This window comes from Paenarthrobacter sp. NEAU-H11 (assembly GCF_050573415.1).
In the GTDB taxonomy this organism is placed as follows: Bacteria; Actinomycetota; Actinomycetes; order Actinomycetales; family Micrococcaceae; genus Arthrobacter.
Map to the genome: position 1 here is coordinate 1 of NZ_JBNZGA010000023.1, position 20,217 is coordinate 20,217.

Genomic DNA, 20,217 nt, shown 5'->3' on the forward strand with positions numbered 1-20,217 from the left:
GAGCAGGACGGCGTCCGGGACTACCAGCGCGGCCAGGTACAGCCAGTGGACGACGCCGGCGATCACCAGCGTGACAGCCACGGCGATCAGGGCGAGGCGGTCGGCGATGGGGTCCAGGACCCGGCCGAGCTTGGAGGTCTGGTCGAAGCGGCGGGCGATGTAGCCGTCAATCCAGTCCGTGCCGGCCATCACCGCCAGGACCACTACGCCGGCACCGTATTCCTTCTGCGCCAGGACAAGCCAGATGAAGAGCGGGACGCCCATGAAGCGCACCACGGTGAGCAGGTTGGGAATGGTGAACACCCGGTCATGGTCCACCTGGGGGCGTCCGGGACGGGAGCCGGCACCAATGAACTTCACCCCGTGCCCCTTTCCTTCCTGCCGCCCCCTGCGAGCGCCTTGCCGTTCCAGCGATGGACCTTCTGCGGGTTACCGGGACGGGCCCGCCACCTGCCCTAGTACGTTCGCAGGAGCTTCCGGACCAGCACCAGGAAGACAGTCCCCGCGGCGATGAAGGCCGCCAGCGGCTTCCAGCGCTTGTCAAGGTCGGCGGACCCGGACAGGGCGGCGAACTTCCGCCCTGCAACATCCCGGCCGTGGCCGGCCAAGGCCTGCCCTTCGCGCAGCTTGTCCTGGGCGGAGGCCAGCAGGTACCGGGCTTGGGTCTTGACATCCAGTTCAGTGCCGAGTTCGTCGCGCACTTCGGTGAGGTGGTGGCGGCGCTGGTTAAGGCGGCGGGCCAGCTCCGGCTCGGATGCGTGCGGGAATTCCTTGTCGTGCTCAGCCGCTTTGGCCGCTTTCTCGGCCTTGGCCTTTGCCGCGGCTTCATCCTTCGCGGCTTTGGCGGCCTTGCCTTCCGGACTCTGCGGATCCAGGACTGCGGCGTTGAAGGCGGAACCTTCCTTGGCCACACCGATATCGTGCTTGACGCCGCGGATGGTCTCCTCCGGGAGGAGCGGCATGGCCTTCTTGAATTTCCTTGCACCGATCAGGCCGCCGATAAGTGCTATCAGCAGGAAGGCCGCCGACACCAGGAGCGCGGCCAGCCAGGCGGGCATGATGGTTGCCAGGCCCATGATGGCCGCAACGATAAGGCCCACCACCAGGAACAAAAGGAAGACGAGGGCTACGGCGAAGAACGCAGCGGCTACTCCGACCTGGATTCCCTTGCGCTTGAGCTCGATCTTCGCGAAGGCGATTTCGTCATTGAGCTGGCGCGGCGCCAACCGGAAAAGGAGTTTTAGCGTCCCTGGGAGCGCTGTGATGCGCAATCCCTGGCTGGTACGCCCGCTGTGACGTCCGCTCATCGGTTCCGCCTTACTGGTCATGGGTCGAATCGGCTTCCGTGTGCTGCGGGAAAGTGCAGCCGCACAGTCCCCGCACCAAAACTATCATTCAGGTTAAGGACGAACTTCGGGGCTTGCCGGGCGGCACCTCCTACAACGCTGCAAAGTTGGCCGCTGCGGGCCTAGGATTGATCTCCGTGACCATCCCCAGCAATCCGGGCGATCTGTTGAGCCGCCGCCGGAAACTCCTGTACATCCTCCTCCTCGGTGCCCTGACCGCCCTGGGTCCGTTCACGATCGACCTTTACCTTCCTGCGTTCCCCGCCCTGGAGGCGAGCCTGGGAGTGAGCGAGGCACAGGTCCAGCTGACCCTGGCGGGAACCACCGTGGGCTTTGCGATCGGACAGCTCGTGGTGGGCCCGTTCAGCGACAAGTTCGGCCGCCGGACGCCCCTCATCCTGGCCACGGCGCTGCACATCGCGGCGTCCCTGGGGGCTGCCCTCTCCACGGACATCACTGCCCTGGGCATATTCCGCGTCCTGATGGGCGTGGGTGCTGCCGGCGGCGGTGTCGTGGCCATGGCGATGGTCCGGGACCTTTTCTCCGGCTACGCGATGGTGAAGATGTTTTCCCGCATGTCCCTGGTCAACGGCCTGGCGCCGATCCTGGCCCCCGTGATCGGCTCACAGCTGCTCCTGGTAATGGCATGGCCCGGGATCTTCGTGTTCCTTGCCGCCTACGGCACGCTGGTGATCATCGCCTCGCTGTTCCTGGTGCGGGAGACCCTTCCCCCGGAAAATCGCCGGCATGGCGGCATGACGGTCCGCCAGCGTTACCGGATCCTTTTCGGCGACCGCGTGTTTGTCGGCCTGCTGCTGGTGGCCGGCCTGAATTTCGGCGGCCTGTTCACGTACCTTTCAGCCTCGCCGTTCCTGTTCCAGGACATCTTCGGCTTCTCGCCCCAGGAGTACGGCCTGCTCTTTGGCATCAACTCGCTGGGCATTGTTGCCGGCATCCAAACGAGTTCCCGCCTCATTCGTCGGGTGCCGCCGCAGTGGATCCTTGCCGGCGCCACAGCCTGGATGTTCCTGATGGCCATGCTGATCGTGGTGTTCGACCAGCTGGGGTTTGGCCTGTGGGGAGTCATGGTTCCGCTGTGGTTCTACATCATGGGTACGGGCTTCATGTTCCCCTGCGTCCAGGTGCTCGCCCTGGCCGGCCATGCTGCCCAGGCGGGTACTGCAGCCTCCCTGCTGGGCTTCTCGACCTTTATGATGGCCGGCCTCATCTCCCCCGTGGTTGGCTGGCTGGGCATCACCAGCGCTGCTCCCATGGGAGCGGTGCAGGCAGTGTGCATCCTGCTGGCCATCGCGGCGCTCTGGCTGGTAGTCCGGCCGCGCACCGTCCCATCGATCCACTGACGCCATGAAGAACACCGCCGGACGAAAGCCGCACCGCAACCGCAGGGGACTCTTCCTCGGGGCGGTGATCGGCGCCGTCGCGGGCTATTTCGCCGGCCGCGCCCTGGGGAATCCTGCCATGGGAATTGTGCTGGGAATGGTGGCCGGATCGGCCCTGCTGTACCGGGTCAACCCCGGCCCCTGGAACCGTCCCTGACCCTGCCGCGCCCGGGCTTGCGACCTGTGCCGGCGCCGGCCCCTGCCGCCGAACCCCGCCTGCGCGATAAAATGTTGTCCGTGCCCAACTGGCAGGATCAACCGCCGCTTCCGGCCACGTGGCAACGGTGCGATAACCGGATACTGCCACTGTGGTGGGAGCGGTTGTGTGCCCAGGGCGGCAGCCAGTCCGCCGCCCTCTACGCGGCAGGCCTGTTCACCGAGGACCGCCGCCGTCCCATCGCCCAGTGGTACAACCCCGCCTTCAAGGCCGCGTTGCTGGTGGCTCCGGAAACATCCCCCGAATGGCCCGTGCAGCGCTTTGGAATCTTTTACGCCCCGCCGGAAACCGGCTTCGTCCGGATCCATTCGGCGCCGCATGAGTGGAACCCCCGCCAGCCACGGAAGTCCCCCACCGAGCAGGAGGCGTTCATCGCTGCCATCGCCGAAGCGGAGCGCTTCCTGCAGGTGGAAATGGACTTCGTCTAGGAAGGCAAAAATCCCCGTCCCTCCACACCGGAGGAACGGGGATTTCTTGGTGGCTCCTCCTGCTGGACTTGAACCAGCAACCCTTCGATTAACAGTCGAATGCTCTGCCAATTGAGCTAAGGAGGAATGAAGCAGGTATGACATTAGCAAAGGTTTCCAGCCAAAGTGAAATCGGCGTTCCCGGCCGCCCGGGACGCCTTTCGGGGGCATAAAAAATCCCCGCTCCGGAGGACCGGAACGGGGATTGTGCGCTCCTCCTGCTGGACTTGAACCAGCAACCCTTCGATTAACAGTCGAATGCTCTGCCAATTGAGCTAAGGAGGAATGAAGCGGGTATCAGCCTAGCAAAGACCCCGGCTGGAAACGAAATCGAGGGAGCGGCCGGGGGTCCGGAGCTAGGTTTCCGCCCGCAGGGACCGGCGTTCCATCTCCAGCATCATCAGTTCCCGGTTAAGGCGCTGGTACGCTTCCGGATCCGCTGCAGGGTCCAGCCGCTGGAGCTGGCCCATCTTATCCGCTTTGACGCGTGTGATCTGAAGCTCGAACAGCCGTGACAGGATGTCGCGGCAGTACTTCCGGACGGCTTCCTCAGTGCTCGCGGGCAGCGGCACCACGGCCAGTTCGGACACTAGGGGCCGCAACGGTTCGGGGACCTCGTGCATCACCTGCTCCACCCATCGGACGGGGTCGCCGGTCAGCGCAGGGTCCGTGGCACGCATGGCATCATGGACAGCCTGGAAGGCAGGGGTGGCGAAACGCGCGGCCGAAAACCGCTCCCAGATCCCGCCGGCCAGCAGCGATGGTTCCTGCAGGGCAACCTCAAGGGCCTGCCGCTCCATGGACGCCACGGGGTCCCGGGGGTCCGGACGGTGGTAGGAAGGAACAGCGCCCGACGGCGGCCCTGCAGCCACGCCGGGTCCGCCTGGTTGGGCGGTGGGGGCGGAGGTCCGCGGCCCCGGCCCGGGAGCCCCGCCCTGGTCGCCGCGCTTGCCGGCGTTTTTGACTTCGGCATTGACCAGCCGCAGCACCTCGTTGGGGTCCGGCATGCCCAGCCAGCCGGTCAGTGCCTGGCAGTAACCCGTACGGGTGGAGGCGTCGCGGATGGCGGCCACCACGGGCACGGAGGCCTTCAGTCCCTGCACCCGGCCCTCCACCGTGTCCAGGTTGAACTGCTTCAGGGTGGTGCGGATGGCAAACTCGAACAGCGGCCTGCGGGACTGGACCAGGGCGTGCACGGCTTCGTCGCCCCTGCTTTGGCGCAGGTCGCAGGGATCGGCGCCGGAGGGCTCCACGGCCACATACGTCTGGGCGGTAAAGCGCTGGTCCTCTTCGAAGGCGCGCAGCGCGGCCTTCTGCCCGGCGGCGTCGCCGTCAAAGGTGAAGACGACCTCTCCCCCGGTGCCGTCGTCGGACAGCAGCCGGCGGGCGATCTTGATGTGCTCGGTGCCGAACGCTGTGCCGCAGGTGGCCACCGCCGTCGTAATTCCCGCGAGGTGGCACGCCATGACGTCCGTGTAGCCCTCCACCACCACCAGCTGGCGGTCCTTGGCGATGCTGCGCTTGGCGAGGTCGATCCCGTACAGCACCTGCGATTTCTTGTAGAGCGTCGTCTCCGGGGTATTGAGGTACTTGGGGCCCTGGTCGTCCTCGTAGAGCCTGCGCGCGCCGAAGCCGATGGTGTCCCCCGCGATGTCCTTGATGGGCCAGATGAGGCGGCCGCGGAAACGGTCATAGATTCTCTGCTGGTTTCCGGGTCCCCCGGCGGAGAACATGCCTGTGAGCTTCAGCTCGGCGTCCGTGAAGCCACGCCCGCGCAGGTGCTTGAGCAGGGCGTCCCAACCCTGCGGGGCGTAGCCCACGCCGAAGTGTTCCGCTGCCGCCCGGTCAAAGCCCCGGCCGTGCAGGAAGGTCCGCGCCTCCGCAGCCCCGGGTGTCAGCAGCTGGGCGCGAAAGAACTCGTCCGCGATCTTGTGGGCATCCAGCAGCCGTTGCCGGCGGCCCACTTCCTCCCGGTTGGGGCCGGTGCCGCCGTCCTCGTACCGGAGCTCGTAGCCGATCCGGGCGGCCAGCTTCTCAACAGCCTCCTGGAACGAGCTATGGTCCTGTTTCTGCACAAACGCGATGACGTCGCCGTCTTCACCGCAGCCGAAGCAGTGGTAGCGGCCCACCTGCGGCCGGACAGTGAAGGAGGGGGAACGTTCGTCGTGGAAGGGACACAGGCCCTTGAAGGTGCCCAGGCCGGCGCCCTTGAGTGTGACGTAGCCGTCAACCACTTCCTTGATGTCCGTGCGCTGGCGTACTTCGTCGATATCTTCGCGTTTGATCAGCCCAGGCACAGAGCCATCCTAGCCCCGGGCACTGACCTTCCAGTTCTGCACCTGATTCCGGTCACCACAATGACGGCAGGCTGCCCACCAGGCGTTCGTACATGGCGAGCGCGGAGCCGTCGGTCAGCGACGCCACCTGGTCGATCACCACGCGAAGGCGGGCGCCGTCGTCGGCCGCATCCCGCCAATCGGCGGCAAACATTGGTTCCAGGTGCCGGTCGCCCGTGGCGCTCAGCGCCGTGACCAGGGCGTGGAGCACCTCGCGCTGGCGCTCGTAGATGGGCTGGCGGTGCTCGGTGGTCATCACGAAGGTGGTGGCCAGGCCCTTCATGACGGCGATTTCCATCACTGTTTCGTCCGGCACCATCAGCTGGGCGCTGTACCGGGTCAGGTTCTCCGGGCCGTAGACGGCACGGGTGGTTTCCAGGGCACTTTGGCAGAACCGGCCAATGAGCTGGCTGGTCATGTTCTTCAATGCAGCCATGGATTTGCGGCTGCCGTCGGCCTCGCGGACCCACACGTCCGTGGCCTCGAGCCGGGCCAGGGCGGCGTCGATGGCGGCTGGATCGTTGTGCGGCAGGTACCACTGCTTGGCGTATCCGACCACGCGGGCGCGGTGGTCCGGGTTGTCCATCCAGCGCAGCTGGAAGTGGCCCGCGACGATGGCGTCCTCAACGTCGTGCACCGAATAGGAGATGTCGTCGGCGAGGTCCATGACCTGGGCTTCGAGGCAGGACCGGCGCTCCGGGGCACCCTCCCGGATCCAGTTGAAGATGGGGAGGTCGTCCTCGTAGGCGCCGAACTTGCTGGTCCGCTGGCCGTGGATCACCGGGGCTTCCAGCGCGGACCACGGGTACTTTGCGGCCGCGTCGAGGCTGGCCCTGGTGAGGTTCAGCCCCGCGGGCTGGCCGTCCGGGGTCAGCACCTTGGGTTCCAGCCTGGTCAGCAGCCGCAGGGTCTGGGCGTTGCCTTCGAACCCGCCGATGGCGTGGGCCACTTCGTTCAGCGCGGACTCACCGTTGTGGCCGAACGGCGGATGGCCGAGGTCGTGGCTCAGGCAGGCAGTGTCCACGACATCCGGATCGCAGCCGAGCGCACGGCCCAGTTCGCGTCCCACCTGGGCCACTTCCAGGCTGTGCGTGAGGCGCGTCCGCACGAAGTCGTCCGTGTCCGGGGCCACCACCTGGGTCTTGGCACCCAGCCGGCGGAGCGCCGAGGAATGCAGCACGCGGGCGCGGTCCCGCTCAAAATCCGAGCGATAGACGTTCTTGGGCGGTTCCTCCACCCACCGGGCGGAGTCATGGGTGTCGTAGCCCGGCAGGACGGGGGCGGCAGTGCGCGTTTCAGCCACCGGAAACATCCAGTTCCGCCGCCGAGATATCCCGCGACTGGTCGGCGTTGAGGGCACGGGACTCCAGCCAGTCCTTCGGCAGCGCAGGCCTCTTGGGTGAGCCGGCGCGGCCGCGCGGGCCTTCGGCGTCGCCTCCCGGGTAGGGCGAGTCGACGTCCAGCTCGTCCAGCGCGGCGCGCAGCTCTTCGAGGCTGTTCACCAGCGCCATCCGCGTCCTGAGTTCACCACCCACCACATAGCCCTTGAAGTACCAGGCAATATGTTTCCGGATCTCCCGCAGCGCCTTGCCTTCGTCGCCGAAAGTCTCCACCATCAGTTCCGCGTGCCGGTAGACGCCCTGCGCAACCTGGCCCAGGTTGGGCCTGTGCCGGGTGTCGCTTCCCTCGAACGCCGCCTGCAGGTCCCCGAAAAGCCAGGGCCTGCCCTGGCAGCCGCGGCCCACCACCACGCCGTCCACGCCGGTTTCGCGGACCATCCGGACCGCGTCCTCGGCGGACCAGATATCGCCGTTGCCCAGCACCGGGATGTCCGGAAGCGCCTCGCGGAGGCGGGCGATGGCGGACCAGTCGGCCTGTCCGGAGTAGAACTGCGCGGCTGTCCTGCCGTGAAGGGCGACGGCGGCAACGCCGGCATCGCGCGCAATGCGGCCTGCGTCGAGGTACGTGAGATGGTCGTCATCGATGCCCTTGCGCATCTTAATGGTCAGCGGGACGTTGCCCTTGGAGGCTTCCTTGACGGCCGTCTGCACGATCGAAGTAAAGAGGTCGATCTTCCAGGGCAAGGCCGAGCCGCCGCCCCGGCGGGTGACTTTGGGAACGGGGCAGCCGAAGTTGAGGTCGATATGGTCGGCGCGGTCCTCCTCGACGAGCATGCGTACGGCGGCCCCTACTGTTACCGGGTCCACGCCGTACAGCTGGACGGACCGGACCTTTTCGTCGTCGTCGTGGGAAATGATCCGCAGTGACTCCGGCGTCCGCTCCACCAGCGCGCGGGAGGTGACCATTTCCGCCACGTACATGCCGCCGCCGTACTCCCGGCACAAACGGCGGAACGCTGAGTTGGTGATGCCGGCCATGGGTGCCAGGATCACCGGCGTGTCCACGGTAATGGGACCCAGCTTCAGGGGCGGGAGTTCCAGCTTGGGGGCAGGAGTAGTTGCTGCAACAGTCACCTGTCTATTGTTGCAAAGCCGGGCAAATCGGGAGGCCGTGCCCGTGTGGGACCGGTCAGCCCCGTTCCGCCCGGCGTCCCCGCCGGGTGGGAAACCCGCCGTCCTCCCCTGCAGCCGACCGCCTGGAGCGCCCCTCCAGTGCGGCGGCTGCGAGGGCGCCTGTGTCCTCGACGTCGTCCACGATGGTGTGGCTGCCGTTGCCGTTGGCTGAGTCCGCCGGTGTCCGGCCCGGCCTCTTCGATTCCACGGCAGGGGCAGCGGCCTCTGCGCCGGCCCGGACGCCGGTGGCCTTGACCACCAGAACCGCGATCAGCGTGGTGACGGGGATGGCCAGCACCAGTCCGATGGAGCCGACGAGGGTCCGGATGACTTCCTCTGAAAGTTCCGCGCTGGTGAGCGTGTCCGCGAGCGGGCGGTCGTACAGCATCACGATGATGAGGATGGGCAGGGCCGCGCCGGCGTACGCGAAGGCGATGGTGTACACCGTGGAGGCGATGTGGTCGCGGCCGATCCGCATGGCTGAGGTGAACAGCTTCCGGGCACTGCTCCCCGGCGCCAGTTCATAGAGTTCCCAGACGGCGGAGGACTGGGTGATGGTCACGTCGTTGAGGACACCCAGCCCGGAGATGATGAGCCCGCACAGGATGACGCCGGAGATGGAGATATTGGCAGAGGTGTTCACCAGGGTAGTGGCGTCGTGGCTGCCCACCCCGGCGAGATTGGCGGCGCCCGTGGCCCAGGCGGCCAGGAGCGCCGTAATCCCCAGCCCGAACATGGTGCCCAGGAGTGCAGTGGAGGTCCGTGCCGAGAATCCGTGGGCGAAGTACAGGACGCCGATCATGATCACCGTGGACCCAACCAGGGCCAGCAGCAGCGGCGGTTTCCCCTCCACCAGTCCCGGGAGCATAAAGCTGGCCAGCACGAAGTAGGCGCCGACGAGCCCGACCAGGGCACGCAGGCCCCGCCAGCGGGCCACGGCGATCACCACCGCCGCATACAGCAGTGCGAGCAGGACGATGGGCAGGGTCCGGACGAAGTCCACAAAAATGAAGGCCGGCGAGCCCTGGGCCGCTGAGGCGCCCGGGGCGTTGGACAGGTTCAGGTACCGGATCTGGTCCCCGGGCTTCACCCCATGGGACTTCGCGACGTCCGGGTTGATGACCACTTTGACCGGGCTGCCGCCCTTGTCCGGCTCCGTGAACGCGAAAGTGCAGTCCGATCCCTGTTGGGATTGCCGGCCCTGGGCCTGGTCGCCCGAACCCTGCTGGTTTTGGCCCTGCTGGCTTTGGCCCTGCTGCGACGCGCCCTGCATGCAGTTTTCCGTCACCACGCTTTGGATGGTTCCGGTGTCGAAGGTGACCCCGGGGGCGGCAGCGTAGGGGTTGGCCAGGGAAATGCCCTCTTTGCTGCCCGAGGGCCAGAGCATCGCCATTCCCGCCAGCGTGAGCAGCGTCAGCGGGATCAGCACCGCCGCCAGGATGCGGTTGGCTTTCCGTCGGGCGGCCATCGCTTCCGGCGTCGGCTCCGAATGGCCTGTGGAAGCGTGGGAGTGACCGGACCCCATCAGCAGTAGCACCTCATACATTGAACTCTACTTCCGGCGCCGTAGGGTTGATAAATGGATCATCGGGGACTCGGAGGTACCAGGCATGGCCAGCAGCAGTACTGAGGAAAACGGCGAATCCCGTCCTGCCGAAGCACCCGGCGCTGCGCGGCAGGCAGTGCTCAGCGTCCGGAATTCGTCAGGGCCCACCCGCGGAGTTGCCCTGGTCCTGCACGGGGGCAAATCCCGGAGCCATGAGCCGGTGGAGGCCAGGCACCTGAGTCCGGCAAGGATGGTGCCCTTCGCCTGGCACCTGCACCGCGCCGGGCGGAAGCACGGGCTGGCCGTGTGGTCGCTCCGCAACAGCGTTCGCGGCTGGAATGGCCATGACATGTCTCCGCTGCAGGACGCCCGCTGGGCACTAGCCAAGATCCGGGAACAGCACCCGGACGTGCCTGTGTTCCTGGTAGGCCATTCCATGGGCGGGCTCACCGCTGTGATCGCCGCGGACCACCCAAGTGTGGAGGCCGTCGTCGCCCTTGCCCCCTGGCTCAACCCCGCAACTCCCACATCCGGGGTGGCCAACCGCAAGGTTCTTATTGTGCACGGAACCACGGACAGGTGGACCAGCGCCTCGGCGTCCCTGCTGTTCGCCCGGCGTGCCTCTGCCGAGGCAGCCAGCATGCAGTATGTTGCCCTCAAGGGGGCCGGCCACTTCATGCTCCGCAAAATCAGGGTGTGGCAGACGCTGACTACCGGCTTTGTGATGAATGCCTTCTCCGAAAGCATCGGGACTGAGCTTCCCCTGCCTGCGGATTACAGCAGGCTGCTGCCGGAATCGGCCGTCCAGGTGACCCTGTAGGACGTTCGATGGCATGGAGCCCGCCACCCAATGACCTCTTCTACCGCGTCATCGTCCGCTGCGGACTGCTGCTTCGGCGGATCTTCCGGATCCGGATCATCAGCAGCGGAACAGAGCACCTGCCGCCTGCAGGCCCTCGGACGGGGGCGTCCAGGTCTGTGGTTCCGGGCAGCGGCGTCGTTTTCGCCGTGACGCACTTCGGCTATGTCGATTTTGCCGCCGCCGAACTGCTGCTGTGGGAACAGTCCCGCGGGGAGCTGCGGTTCCTGGTCCACCAGGGTGCAGCCGATCATTGGCTTGCCGGGCCCGCCATCAGCGCCGCCGGGCACGTGGTGGTCGGGTACACCGGCCGGGCGGACGCCTATGACGCAGCGGTGGCCAAGCTGCGCGCCGGCGAATACCTTGGCGTGTTCCCGGAGGCGGGCGTGAGCCGCAGCTTCACCGTGCGCGAGTGCAGGACCGGGGCAGTCCGGATGGCGGCCGAAGCCGGCGTTCCGGTCATCCCCGTTGCGGTCTGGGGCGCCCACCGGATCCTCACCCGCGGCCGCGGCTTCTCGGCCGGAAGGACATGGCGCGCACCGGTCCGGATCCACGTGGGTGAGCCGCTGGTATTCGCGCCGGGTGACGATGCTGGCGCCGGCACTGCGGAACTCCGGGCCAGGCTCCAGGACGGGATCGGGAAGTGCATCGCCGATTTTCCACTGCGGCCGGAACCCGCCGCCTGGTGGATGCCCGCGCACCTGGGCGGCAGCGCCCCGACTGAACCCGAGCGGCAGCTGCTGGACGCCGAAGACGTGCTGACGCGCCGCCGTCGTACTTTCCGCAGAACGTAGCCCAAGTAAGTAGCGCCAAGTGTCGTTTTGGGCGGTCAAAACGACACTTGGCGCTACTCAGTTGCGGCCGGGCTGCTTAGTCCGACACGATGAGGGTTTCCGGCCCGGCCAGCCGCGCCTTGCCGCTTTCGAGCAGGGGTTCGACGGCGGCGCGGAGGGCAGTCATGGAGTCGTCCAGTTCCAGCATCACCGGGTGCTGGTACGCGATCAGCGCGAGCATGTCGCGGACCGCTTCTGCAGCATCATCCGCAGCGAGGGCGGGTTCATGGCCGACGAAAACGTCCGTGGGCGTTTCCGGTCCGGCGGCTTCCTGGCCGGGTGCCGCGTCCGAGTTGGCGGGCGCTGCGTAGCTCACGGCGAAGGCCCGGATCCTGCCCTTCCTGCTGGGTGCAACGCCTGCCCCGAAAGCCGATTCAGGCTCGGCCCGCAGCACGATTGCGCCGTGGGCGCCGGTGAGGTCGTCCAGGAAGAGCTTCTGCACCTGGCCCATTGACAGTACGCCCGGTGAATCCCAGCCGTGGATGGCGGTGTAGTACCTGCCCACGACGTCGGTCAGTTCCACGGAACCCGTGGCCAGGTCCATCACGATGTCGGAGCCCGCATTTTCATCGTTCGATGGCCCGCCGCCGTCGTCCTTGGCAGGAAACACGGGAAGCCGCAGGGCGCCAGGCTCTATGACCACCAGCCGGGAACGCTGGATGGGGGCCAGCTCGAAGGCCTCCGCAAAAGCGGCCCCCGGAGTGCCCGGCTCCACTTTGGCACGGAGTTTGGACACGCCCGACGGCGACTGGCCGGCTTCGCGGCGCAGCATCGTCAGGAGGGTGGCACCGATGCCGGAGCGCCGGTGGTCGCGCGCCACTTCGATGTAGGCCCAGAGCCGTTCAGGGTGCAGCGACGCCTCGTAGACCACGCCCGCCGCCACGGGGATGCCGACGCCGTCGATCACGTCCTCGGCAACGATGCAGCGGCGCCACGGCGTGCCGCCGCCCCCGTCGGAGGACAGGGTCAACGCGCCCCGGAACTGGCGGGCCTGCTGGGTCTCCGGGTCGCCCCAGATCTCCAGCAGGGCCAGGTCGTCACCTTCCCGCCATTCGCGGTATTCGATGGCCATGGCTAGGCGCCGATCAGGCGTGCGGCCAGGTAGCCCTCCACCTTGTCCAGGGAGACGCGTTCCTGGCTCATGGTGTCCCGCTCGCGGATGGTCACGGCCTGGTCCTCAAGGGTGTCGAAGTCCACTGTGATGCAGAACGGGGTGCCGATTTCATCCTGGCGGCGGTAGCGGCGGCCAATGGCGCCGGCGTCGTCGAAGTCGATGTTCCAGTTCTTGCGCAGCTGCGCGCCCAGGGCCTTGGCCTTCGGGGACAGGTCCTCGTTGCGGCTCAGCGGCAGCACGGCAGCCTTGACCGGGGCCAGCCGCGGATCCAGCCTCAGGACGGTGCGGACGTCCACGCCGCCCTTGGCGTTGGGGGCCTCGTCCTCGGTGTAGGCATCCACCAGGAAGGCCATGAAGGAACGGGTCAGGCCCGCCGCGGGCTCGATCACGTACGGGATGTAGCGCTCATTGGTGGCCTGGTTGAAGTAGCTCAGGTCCGTGCCGGAGGCCTTGGCGTGCGTGGAGAGGTCGAAGTCGGTGCGGTTGGCGATGCCTTCGAGCTCGCCCCACTCGGAGCCCTGGAAACCGAAGCGGTATTCGATGTCCGTGGTGCCCTTGGAGTAGTGGCTCAGCTTCTCCTGCGGGTGCTCGAAGAAGCGCAGGTTTTCCTCGCGGATGCCCAGGCCGGTGTACCAGGCCATGCGCTCGTTCATCCAGTACTTGTGCCATTCCTCATCGGTGCCGGGCTCAACGAAGAACTCCATCTCCATCTGCTCGAACTCGCGGGTGCGGAAGATGAAGTTGCCCGGGGTGATCTCGTTGCGGAAGGACTTGCCGATCTGGCCGATGCCGAACGGCGGCTTCTTCCGCGAGGTGGTGAGGACGTTGTTGAAGTTCACGAAAATCCCCTGCGCAGTCTCCGGACGCAGGTAGTGCAGGCCCTCTTCGCTGGCTACGGGACCGAGGTAGGTCTTGAGCAGGCCGGAGAATTCCTGCGGTTCGGTCCACTGGCCGCGGGTGCCGCAGTTGGCGCAGGCGATGTCCTTGAGGCCGTTTTCGGCGGGGCGGCCCTTCTTTTCCTCGTACTCTTCCTCGAGGTGGTCGGCCCGGTAGCGCTTGTGGCAGGAGAGGCACTCCACCAGGGGGTCGGAGAAGACCTCCACGTGGCCGGAGGCTTCCCACACCTGGCGGGGCAGGATGACGGAGGAGTCCAGGCCCACCACGTCCTCGCGGCCGCGGACCATGGACTGCCACCACTGGCGCTTGATGTTTTCCTTCAGTTCGGCGCCGAGGGGCCCGTAGTCCCAGGCAGAGCGCGAACCTCCGTAGATCTCACCGGCCTGGAACACGAATCCCCTGCGCTTGGAGAGGGAAATGACCTGGTCGAGAACGGATTTTGCTGCCATGGGGTAACTCCAATTTCTACAGGGCCGCTGGGTGCGGTCCGCGGTTTGCTGGCCCGGTGGAACCAGCGGTGGGATACCTCTGGCTGCCGGGCGGGGCGGATGAAGGGAAAGCGAAAAAGCTGCGTGCCCTAGCCTACCGGCCGCTACCTGCGCAGCGCGCCCCGCGGCCACGGCAGGGTGGCCAGGATGATGGCGGCGAGGGTGAGGATGGTGCCCAGTACCGTGGCCGGCGCCACGACCGTTCCCGGAGTTGGCAGCACAACATCCAGGGCGAGCGAGCCGAGCAGCTGCCCGGCAATCATGCCCAGCCCGGTAACCAGGACCCCCAGGCTGCGGACCAGCAGCGCGCCCAGGCCGATGAACACGCAGCCCATGGGACCGCCTGCGTAGTACCACCACTCCGGCGGCAGCGGGTTGCCCCATCCGGCCACCGAGACTTTGATGGCGTACGCGGCCCACAGCACGGCGGAGCCGGCCACGAAGTTGACCAGGGTTGCAGCGATCGGCGTCCCGTAGTGGACGGTGGCTGTTCCGTTCATGGCCTGCTGGAAGCTCATCAGGAACCCTGCCGCCACGGGCAGCAGGAGCGGAACCAGGAGGGCCTCCGCGCCGCCGTCCGGTCCTGCGCCGGCGGAGGCCATCCCCGACGATCCAGTGAAGCGGGGCGACACGGCCCAGGCCACTGCGGCGATGGTCAGCAGGCAGCCAATGATCCGGATCCCCGTGACGGATTTCTTGCCCGCCGGCCCAATGCCCAGCCGGTCCACCAGCAGACCGCTGACTGTCTGGCCGGTGACCGTGGCGACGGTGAACAGGGCAACGCCAAGGATGCCCACGGTGAAGGACTGGGCGAAGACGAAGAGCGCGCCGATGCCGCCGGCCAGGACATACACGCGCGGAAAGGCCCTGGTGCGGACCGCGGGCAGGATCCGGGCAAGTCCGGCACGTCCGCGCGGCAGGATCAGCGAGATCAGGACCATCAGCACCAGGCCTGTGCTGAAACTCACCACTGCAGCGGCGATGCCGTCGTTGAGGCGGGCTCCGAGGGCCCCGTTGATTCGGCCCTGGACGGGAATGGCGAGGCCAGCGCCCACCGCCAGGGGAAGGCCTGCGATCAGCGGCAGGCGGGGGCTGGGGGTCATTGAATCCACCTTACGTCAGGCATCATTGCTTCTATGAGCAATGTTGAAGAGATCACCATCCGCGACAGCATGATCCGCCTCGGCCAGCTCCTGAAGCTCGCCAACCTGGTGGAGGACGGGGTGGAAGCGGCAGAGCTCATCAAGAACGGGCTCGTCAAGGTCAATGGAGAGATCGACGACCGCCGCGGCCGGCAGCTGCACAACGGGGACACCGTGACGGTCAACGGGCAGACCGTGCGCGTGGTAGCGCCCGCGGCCTGACGCCGCAGGGCGGCACTGGCCCGCCGGCCGCCGTCGTACTTCCTACTTCTTCAGCACCTCGTGGGTGAGGAACTCGCCCACGTGCCCGATTTCCTGCTGGTTGATCCCGTGCCACATGCCCGTGTAGAGCACCTTGGTGAGCTTGACGTGCTTGCGCACCCATCCCATGGTGAAGTCGATTTTGTCCGGAGTAATCACGGGATCCTGCTGGTCACGGCCCCAGAACATCGGGATGCTCCCGTCCAGTTCGTCATCCCGGAAGCTGGGATCGTCGCCGGCGTCCACCACGAAGCCTGAGAGTCCGACGACGGCCGCGAAGTCCGTGGGGCGCTGCCGCAGGAGCGTGGTGGCCATGGCCATGCCCATGGAGAAGCCGAGCAGGGACACGGACGGGTGCCCCACCCTGATGGCGTCGATCCACTCGAGCACGTAGGAGGACGCGGCTTTGACGCGCTCGAGCGAGTAGTCGATGGACGCGGTAAGCGGGAACCAGGTGAACCCGGGGCCCATGGCGATGGGCGCCCGGACCGAGGCGACCGCGAAGTCGCCGGGCAGCAGGTCGGCCAGGCTGAGCAGGTCCTGCTCGTTGGCTCCGTAGCCGTGCAGCAGCACCAGCAGCGGCTTGCCGTCGCGCTGGTCCTCCGGATGGGACCACAAAACGACAGGGGCAGGAAATACTTCAGCTTCAGTCATGGTTTCCATTCTTACCAGTTACTTTGTGGTAACAACCTACGTTCGCGTAGCCAGTGAAGCGAAAGGCAGGATAGGGACCGTGACTGAAGAAAGTGCCATCCAGACCCCGCCCGCGCATTCCGGATCCCACCCCTGGACCCGCTACGTGGCGATGGGCGATTCCTTCACCGAGGGCATCGGAGACCCCGAGCCGTCGAGCCCGGGCGCGTTCCGCGGCTGGGCAGACAGGGTGGCGGAGGAGCTCAGCCGCACCAAGCCGGACTTCGCCTACGCAAACCTGGCCGTCCGCGGCCGGCTGCTGCAGCAGATCGTGGACCAGCAGCTCGCACCGTGCCTTGCGCTGAAGCCCGATCTTGTCACCCTCTCCGCGGGCGGCAATGACCTGCTGCGTCCGGGCGGAGACCCCGACACCCTCGCCGAGAAGCTCGACTCGGTGGTCCAGATCCTGGCCATGGGCGGCGCCACAGTGGTGCTCTTCAATGGCCCGGACACCGGCACTTCCGTGCTCGGCAGGATCCGCAGCAAGGTGGCCATCTACAACGAAAACCTGCGGACCGTCGCCGCGAGGCACGACGCCGTGATCGCGGACATGTGGTCCCTCCGCCAGCTCAGCGATCCCCAGATGTGGGACCAGGACCGGCTGCACTTCTCCCCCCTGGGCCACCACACCATCGCCGCCATGGTGCTGGACTCGTTGAACGTGGAGCACACGCTGGAGCCACTGCAGCCCAAGCCGTTTCCGCCCCGCACATGGCGCGAGGCGCGCTCGGGGGACCTGGTGTGGGCCCGGCAGTACTTCGTGCCGTGGGTGCTTCGGCGGCTGCGCAACCAGTCCTCCGGTGACGGCATTACCGCGAAACGGCCGACGCCGGGCCCCGTCTTCGGGCCGGGCGTTCCGTTGGGTTCGGGCGAGGGCCCGCTGGGCAGCACCGAGGCTGCCCGGCGCTAGCGCGGGCAGGCGTCCGGGATATGGAACCCGACGCGGCAGTGCGGCTGCGGCTTCACGCCCAAATGCTGCGGGAACCCGTCGCTTGCCTCCGAAGCCGGGCCACGGATCGACCTGATCCAGTGCAACGACGAATACATCATGGGCTCCTCCGCCACGCGGCATTACATCGGCGGCGGCGCTCCGGCCTTCCTTTTCCAGGGCCAACCCATGCACGTGGTTTTGCTGGATGGGCGGATGGTGGGGTCCTGGCGGCATACGCTGCATCCGGACGGGTGCGACCTGGATATCCGGCTTCCTGGTTCCGGTGATTCCCCGCGCCCGCCATTGTCAGCGGCAGTGTTGTCAGCGGCAGTCCGGGAAGCCGTGGACCGGTACGCCGCCTTCCTCGCGCTCCCGGCCGTCCGTATCCACCACGGGGCTAAGCTGGAAGGACACACATGAGAGGCACGGCACCGTGAGCAACTTGTTTTTCTGGATCATCATTTTGTCATTCCTGATCCCGATGGCCATGCGGATGTACCGGAAGTCCGTGGCCCGCCGCAACCAGGATCAAAGCTTCTCCGGACGGTACCCCGAGCAGTTCCCGGGCGGCGGAATCTTCCCCGGCTCCAACGGCCCGCAGAGCAAGCAGCCCCGGGACGGCTTCACCCAGCAGGACTACTTCAGCGGCGGATTCCGCCAGCTTGGCCGGCCCGCGCCGCTCCCGCCCGGCCAGCCCCTGCCGCCCGTACAGCCGGTCCCGCCCATGGACCAGCAGTTTCCGCCGTACGGGCAGCCGCACCCGGGCCACGACCGGCAGGCCCCCCACGCTGAAGCCCCGCAGCAGCCCGCAGCACCCGCAACTCCCCCGCCGCCGTCTGCCCCGCAGGGCTACCGCGCCCGCAAGCTTGCCGAACTGGATGAAAAGTACAGCAACGGGGAACTTTCCATGGAGGAGTACATGACCCGCCGCAGCGAAATCATGAACGGCTAGTCCTTCCCGCAAAAGCAGCGCGGGGTCACTTAATGCCCGATATCCCGTTACGGTCGGGCATGAAGTGACCCCGCGTTGCTCTTTTAGGAGGCCAAATTCTATGAACAGCCCTCCCCCAGGCGGATACTGGGCCCTAAAGTCTCGGCCCTGAAGCTTGACGCGACCGTTCCCCGTTTTTGGGGCCCGCATCCGTCCCGGAATTCGGCACGGATGCCCTAACTGGATTCCTTCCAAAAGCACAAGGTTCGAAAGGTCGTGGAGCATGGCCGCCGTCAGGAGATTGGCCGTCGCAGTGCTAACCATCGGGGCTATCGCCCTCGGCACCGGATCCGCGCGGGCGGACGTTCCGGAATTCGCCAAAAACGTTTGCCGCCGATAATGGCACATCCGGGAAACTGGTGATCCTGATCAAAACCGTCTACACCTGCGACGACGGGACCTGCATGTTCAATGCCTTGAAGCATGTTTTCATCACCTTTGCAGACGATGGCACCTCCACGAACTCCGGACACATTAGCCTGCAGGGCGGTACGGGCGACTACGCCGGGCTGGCGGGGCATGGAGTCGACGAGGGTGAAGCAGCGGGTGGAACTGGTGTAGGCCGGATCTCGGGTGTTCTGGTCCGATAACTGAACGGAAAGCAACGCGAGGTCACGTCCGGCCCAAGATCCGGCAGCGGATGGGCGCGAAGTGACCCCGCGTTGCTGTTACGGGGTGCCGCTGGTTTCAGTCCACCTGCGGGAAGCCCAGGTCAATCACCGACGTTGCGGGGTCCGGCCACCGTGTGGTGACCACTTTGCCCCTGGTGTAGAACCGGATGCTCTCCGGCCCGTACATGTGCGTGTCCCCGAACAGCGAGTTCTTCCAGCCGCCGAAGGAAAAAGTGCCCACCGGCACCGGGATGGGCACGTTGACGCCCACCATGCCCGCCTCGACGTCGAACTCGAATTGCCGCGCGGCGCCGCCGTCGCGGGTGAAGATGGCAACCCCGTTGCCGAACTCGTTGTCGTTGACCAGGCGGACTGCGTCACTGTAGGTGTCCACGCGGACCACGGACAGGACGGGGCCGAAGATTTCGTCGTCGTACACCTTCATTCCCGGCTTCACGTGGTCCACCAGGCTGACGCCGATGAAGAACCCGTTTGAATCGAACTGCTGCGAGCGCCCGTCAACAACCACCGTGGCGCCCTCGTTTTCCGCGCCCGCCACATAGGACGCCACTTTGTCGCGGTGTTCTGCAGTGATCAGCGGGCCCATCTGCGAAGCAGGATCGGTGCCCGGACCGATCTTCAGGGTGGCCATCCGGGTTTTGATGGCCCCGACGAGGTCGTCGGCGATATTGCCGACGGCGACGAGCACGCTGACCGCCATGCAGCGCTCACCCGCGGAGCCGTAGGCAGCCGAAATGGCCGCGTCCGCCGCCATGTCCAGGTCAGCGTCAGGCAGGACCACCATGTGGTTCTTGGCGCCGCCCAGGGCCTGGACCCGCTTGCCATGGTCCGCTGCACGCTTGTAGATCGACTGCGCGATGGGCGTTGATCCCACGAAGCTGACGGCTTTGACGTCCGGGTGCTCGAGCAGGACGTCCACCGCCTCCTTGTCGCCCTGGACCACGTTCAGCACGCCGGCAGGCAGGCCCGCCTCCGCGAAGGCCTCCGCAATGAACACGGCTGACGACGGATCCTTTTCGCTGGGCTTTAGGAGCACTGTGTTGCCGCAGGCCAAGGCGCTGCCGATCATCCAGAGCGGGACCATGGCTGGAAAATTGAACGGGGTGATGCAGGCAACGACGCCCACGGGCTGCCGGACCGAGTGGACGTCCACGCCGCTGGACACCTGCTCTGAGCGTTCGCCCTTGAGCATGTGGGACAGCCCGGTGGCGAACTCGATGTTCTCGAGGCCGCGGGAGATCTCCCCTTCGGCGTCGGAGAGTACCTTGCCGTGCTCGCTGGTCAGGATGGCAGCCAGCTCAGGCTTCCGCTGGGTCAGGATTTCGCGGACGCGGAAGAAGATGTTGGTCCGCTTGGCGAGGCTCGTTGCCCTCCATGCGGGCAGCGCGGCTTTGGCGGCGGCAATGGCTTCCTCCACCCGGGCCGCGGAGGCCAGGGCCACCTGCTTGTCCTGCTCTCCGGTGGCGGGGTTGAAGACGGGGCCGAAGCGCTCGGCATCGGTGACGAGGCTGCCGTTGATGTAATGCGGGATGGTCTGCATGGTGTCTCTCT

General features: G+C 66.6%; 21 protein-coding genes and 2 tRNA genes. 10 read left to right on the forward strand and 13 right to left on the reverse strand.

Annotation, left to right across the window (positions count from 1 at the left end; translation table 11 throughout):
• On the reverse strand, positions 1–360 hold a 360-nt coding region (locus tag ACQ3DC_RS19950), incomplete at its 3' end, for a CDP-alcohol phosphatidyltransferase family protein (RefSeq protein ID WP_430753035.1).
• A gap of 95 nt (positions 361–455) precedes the next feature.
• Positions 456–1,307, reverse strand: coding sequence for a phage holin family protein (locus ACQ3DC_RS19955; RefSeq protein ID WP_430752814.1), 852 nt, complete (start codon positions 1,305–1,307; stop codon positions 456–458).
• A 170-nt stretch (positions 1,308–1,477) separates the two neighbouring features.
• On the opposite strand from ACQ3DC_RS19955, the gene ACQ3DC_RS19960 reads away from it, so the two are divergent.
• The 3 genes from ACQ3DC_RS19960 to ACQ3DC_RS19970 all read left to right on the forward strand — a co-directional run bounded on the left by ACQ3DC_RS19960 (position 1,478) and on the right by ACQ3DC_RS19970 (position 3,391).
• Complete coding sequence (locus ACQ3DC_RS19960) at positions 1,478–2,707, forward strand: multidrug effflux MFS transporter (protein WP_370460766.1); 1,230 nt, start codon at positions 1,478–1,480, stop codon at positions 2,705–2,707.
• A 4-nt stretch (positions 2,708–2,711) separates the two neighbouring features.
• Positions 2,712–2,903 carry a hypothetical protein gene (locus tag ACQ3DC_RS19965; protein WP_421092776.1) on the forward strand — a complete coding sequence of 64 codons (192 nt, stop codon included), beginning with the start codon at positions 2,712–2,714 and terminating at the stop codon, positions 2,901–2,903.
• An 80-nt stretch (positions 2,904–2,983) separates the two neighbouring features.
• Positions 2,984–3,391, forward strand: coding sequence for a hypothetical protein (locus ACQ3DC_RS19970; protein WP_321215813.1), 408 nt, complete (start codon positions 2,984–2,986; stop codon positions 3,389–3,391).
• 50 nt (positions 3,392–3,441) lie between these two features.
• Here ACQ3DC_RS19970 and ACQ3DC_RS19975 read toward each other — a convergent pair.
• The 6 genes from ACQ3DC_RS19975 to ACQ3DC_RS20000 form a co-directional block, all read right to left on the reverse strand.
• Positions 3,442–3,517 (reverse strand) — tRNA-Asn (locus ACQ3DC_RS19975).
• 125 nt (positions 3,518–3,642) lie between these two features.
• A tRNA-Asn gene (locus ACQ3DC_RS19980) sits at positions 3,643–3,715 on the reverse strand.
• Between the two features lie 71 nt (positions 3,716–3,786).
• Positions 3,787–5,727: a DNA primase gene (gene dnaG, locus ACQ3DC_RS19985; RefSeq protein ID WP_430752789.1), complete on the reverse strand. Its 1,941-nt coding sequence runs from the start codon at positions 5,725–5,727 to the stop codon at positions 3,787–3,789.
• 52 nt (positions 5,728–5,779) lie between these two features.
• Entirely contained in the window at positions 5,780–7,078 is a 1,299-nt protein-coding gene (locus tag ACQ3DC_RS19990; protein WP_157238634.1) for a deoxyguanosinetriphosphate triphosphohydrolase, read from the reverse strand.
• Entirely contained in the window at positions 7,062–8,240 is a 1,179-nt protein-coding gene (dusB, locus tag ACQ3DC_RS19995) for a tRNA dihydrouridine synthase DusB (protein WP_321215811.1), read from the reverse strand. Before dusB ends, ACQ3DC_RS19990 begins: the two co-directional genes overlap by 17 nt.
• A gap of 55 nt (positions 8,241–8,295) precedes the next feature.
• Positions 8,296–9,747 carry a YibE/F family protein gene (locus ACQ3DC_RS20000; protein ID WP_430752813.1) on the reverse strand — a complete coding sequence of 484 codons (1,452 nt, stop codon included), beginning with the start codon at positions 9,745–9,747 and terminating at the stop codon, positions 8,296–8,298.
• A 142-nt stretch (positions 9,748–9,889) separates the two neighbouring features.
• Here ACQ3DC_RS20000 and ACQ3DC_RS20005 point away from each other — a divergent pair, with 142 nt between their 5' ends.
• Positions 9,890–10,645: an alpha/beta hydrolase gene (locus tag ACQ3DC_RS20005; protein ID WP_157238635.1), complete on the forward strand. Its 756-nt coding sequence runs from the start codon at positions 9,890–9,892 to the stop codon at positions 10,643–10,645.
• An 8-nt stretch (positions 10,646–10,653) separates the two neighbouring features.
• Positions 10,654–11,478: a lysophospholipid acyltransferase family protein gene (locus ACQ3DC_RS20010; RefSeq protein ID WP_430752788.1), complete on the forward strand. Its 825-nt coding sequence runs from the start codon at positions 10,654–10,656 to the stop codon at positions 11,476–11,478.
• 76 nt (positions 11,479–11,554) lie between these two features.
• Here the strand turns inward: ACQ3DC_RS20010 and ACQ3DC_RS20015 are convergent, their stop codons facing one another.
• The 3 genes from ACQ3DC_RS20015 to ACQ3DC_RS20025 form a co-directional block, all read right to left on the reverse strand.
• Positions 11,555–12,589, reverse strand: coding sequence for a GNAT family N-acetyltransferase (locus tag ACQ3DC_RS20015; protein ID WP_430752787.1), 1,035 nt, complete (start codon positions 12,587–12,589; stop codon positions 11,555–11,557).
• A gap of 2 nt (positions 12,590–12,591) precedes the next feature.
• Entirely contained in the window at positions 12,592–13,977 is a 1,386-nt protein-coding gene (locus ACQ3DC_RS20020; RefSeq protein ID WP_323057641.1) for a glycine--tRNA ligase, read from the reverse strand.
• 143 nt (positions 13,978–14,120) lie between these two features.
• A complete protein-coding gene (locus ACQ3DC_RS20025; protein WP_323057642.1) occupies positions 14,121–15,119 on the reverse strand; it encodes a DMT family transporter in 999 nt (332 codons plus the stop codon).
• A gap of 33 nt (positions 15,120–15,152) precedes the next feature.
• On the opposite strand from ACQ3DC_RS20025, the gene ACQ3DC_RS20030 reads away from it, so the two are divergent.
• Positions 15,153–15,380, forward strand: coding sequence for an RNA-binding S4 domain-containing protein (locus ACQ3DC_RS20030; RefSeq protein WP_139028643.1), 228 nt, complete (start codon positions 15,153–15,155; stop codon positions 15,378–15,380).
• Between the two features lie 42 nt (positions 15,381–15,422).
• Here ACQ3DC_RS20030 and ACQ3DC_RS20035 read toward each other — a convergent pair whose 3' ends face one another.
• Complete coding sequence (locus ACQ3DC_RS20035; protein WP_321215808.1) at positions 15,423–16,073, reverse strand: alpha/beta hydrolase; 651 nt, start codon at positions 16,071–16,073, stop codon at positions 15,423–15,425.
• Between the two features lie 151 nt (positions 16,074–16,224).
• Here ACQ3DC_RS20035 and ACQ3DC_RS20040 point away from each other — a divergent pair, with 151 nt between their 5' ends.
• From ACQ3DC_RS20040 to ACQ3DC_RS20055, 4 genes are all read left to right on the forward strand, one after another.
• Entirely contained in the window at positions 16,225–17,022 is a 798-nt protein-coding gene (locus ACQ3DC_RS20040) for an SGNH/GDSL hydrolase family protein (protein WP_231754950.1), read from the forward strand.
• A 105-nt stretch (positions 17,023–17,127) separates the two neighbouring features.
• Entirely contained in the window at positions 17,128–17,463 is a 336-nt protein-coding gene (locus ACQ3DC_RS20045; protein WP_323057665.1) for a DNA glycosylase AlkZ-like family protein, read from the forward strand.
• 13 nt (positions 17,464–17,476) lie between these two features.
• Positions 17,477–17,995, forward strand: a complete 519-nt coding sequence (locus ACQ3DC_RS20050; RefSeq protein ID WP_321215805.1) for a hypothetical protein — start codon at positions 17,477–17,479, stop codon at positions 17,993–17,995.
• Positions 17,996–18,393: 398 nt separating this feature from the next.
• The gene (locus tag ACQ3DC_RS20055) at positions 18,394–18,624 is read left to right on the forward strand and encodes a hypothetical protein (protein ID WP_430752786.1); all 231 of its coding nucleotides are present in this window, start codon (positions 18,394–18,396) and stop codon (positions 18,622–18,624) included.
• Positions 18,625–18,721: 97 nt separating this feature from the next.
• Here the strand turns inward: ACQ3DC_RS20055 and ACQ3DC_RS20060 are convergent, their stop codons facing one another.
• Positions 18,722–20,206, reverse strand: a complete 1,485-nt coding sequence (locus ACQ3DC_RS20060; RefSeq protein ID WP_157238642.1) for a CoA-acylating methylmalonate-semialdehyde dehydrogenase — start codon at positions 20,204–20,206, stop codon at positions 18,722–18,724.
• Between the last annotated feature and the right edge of the window lie 11 nt (positions 20,207–20,217).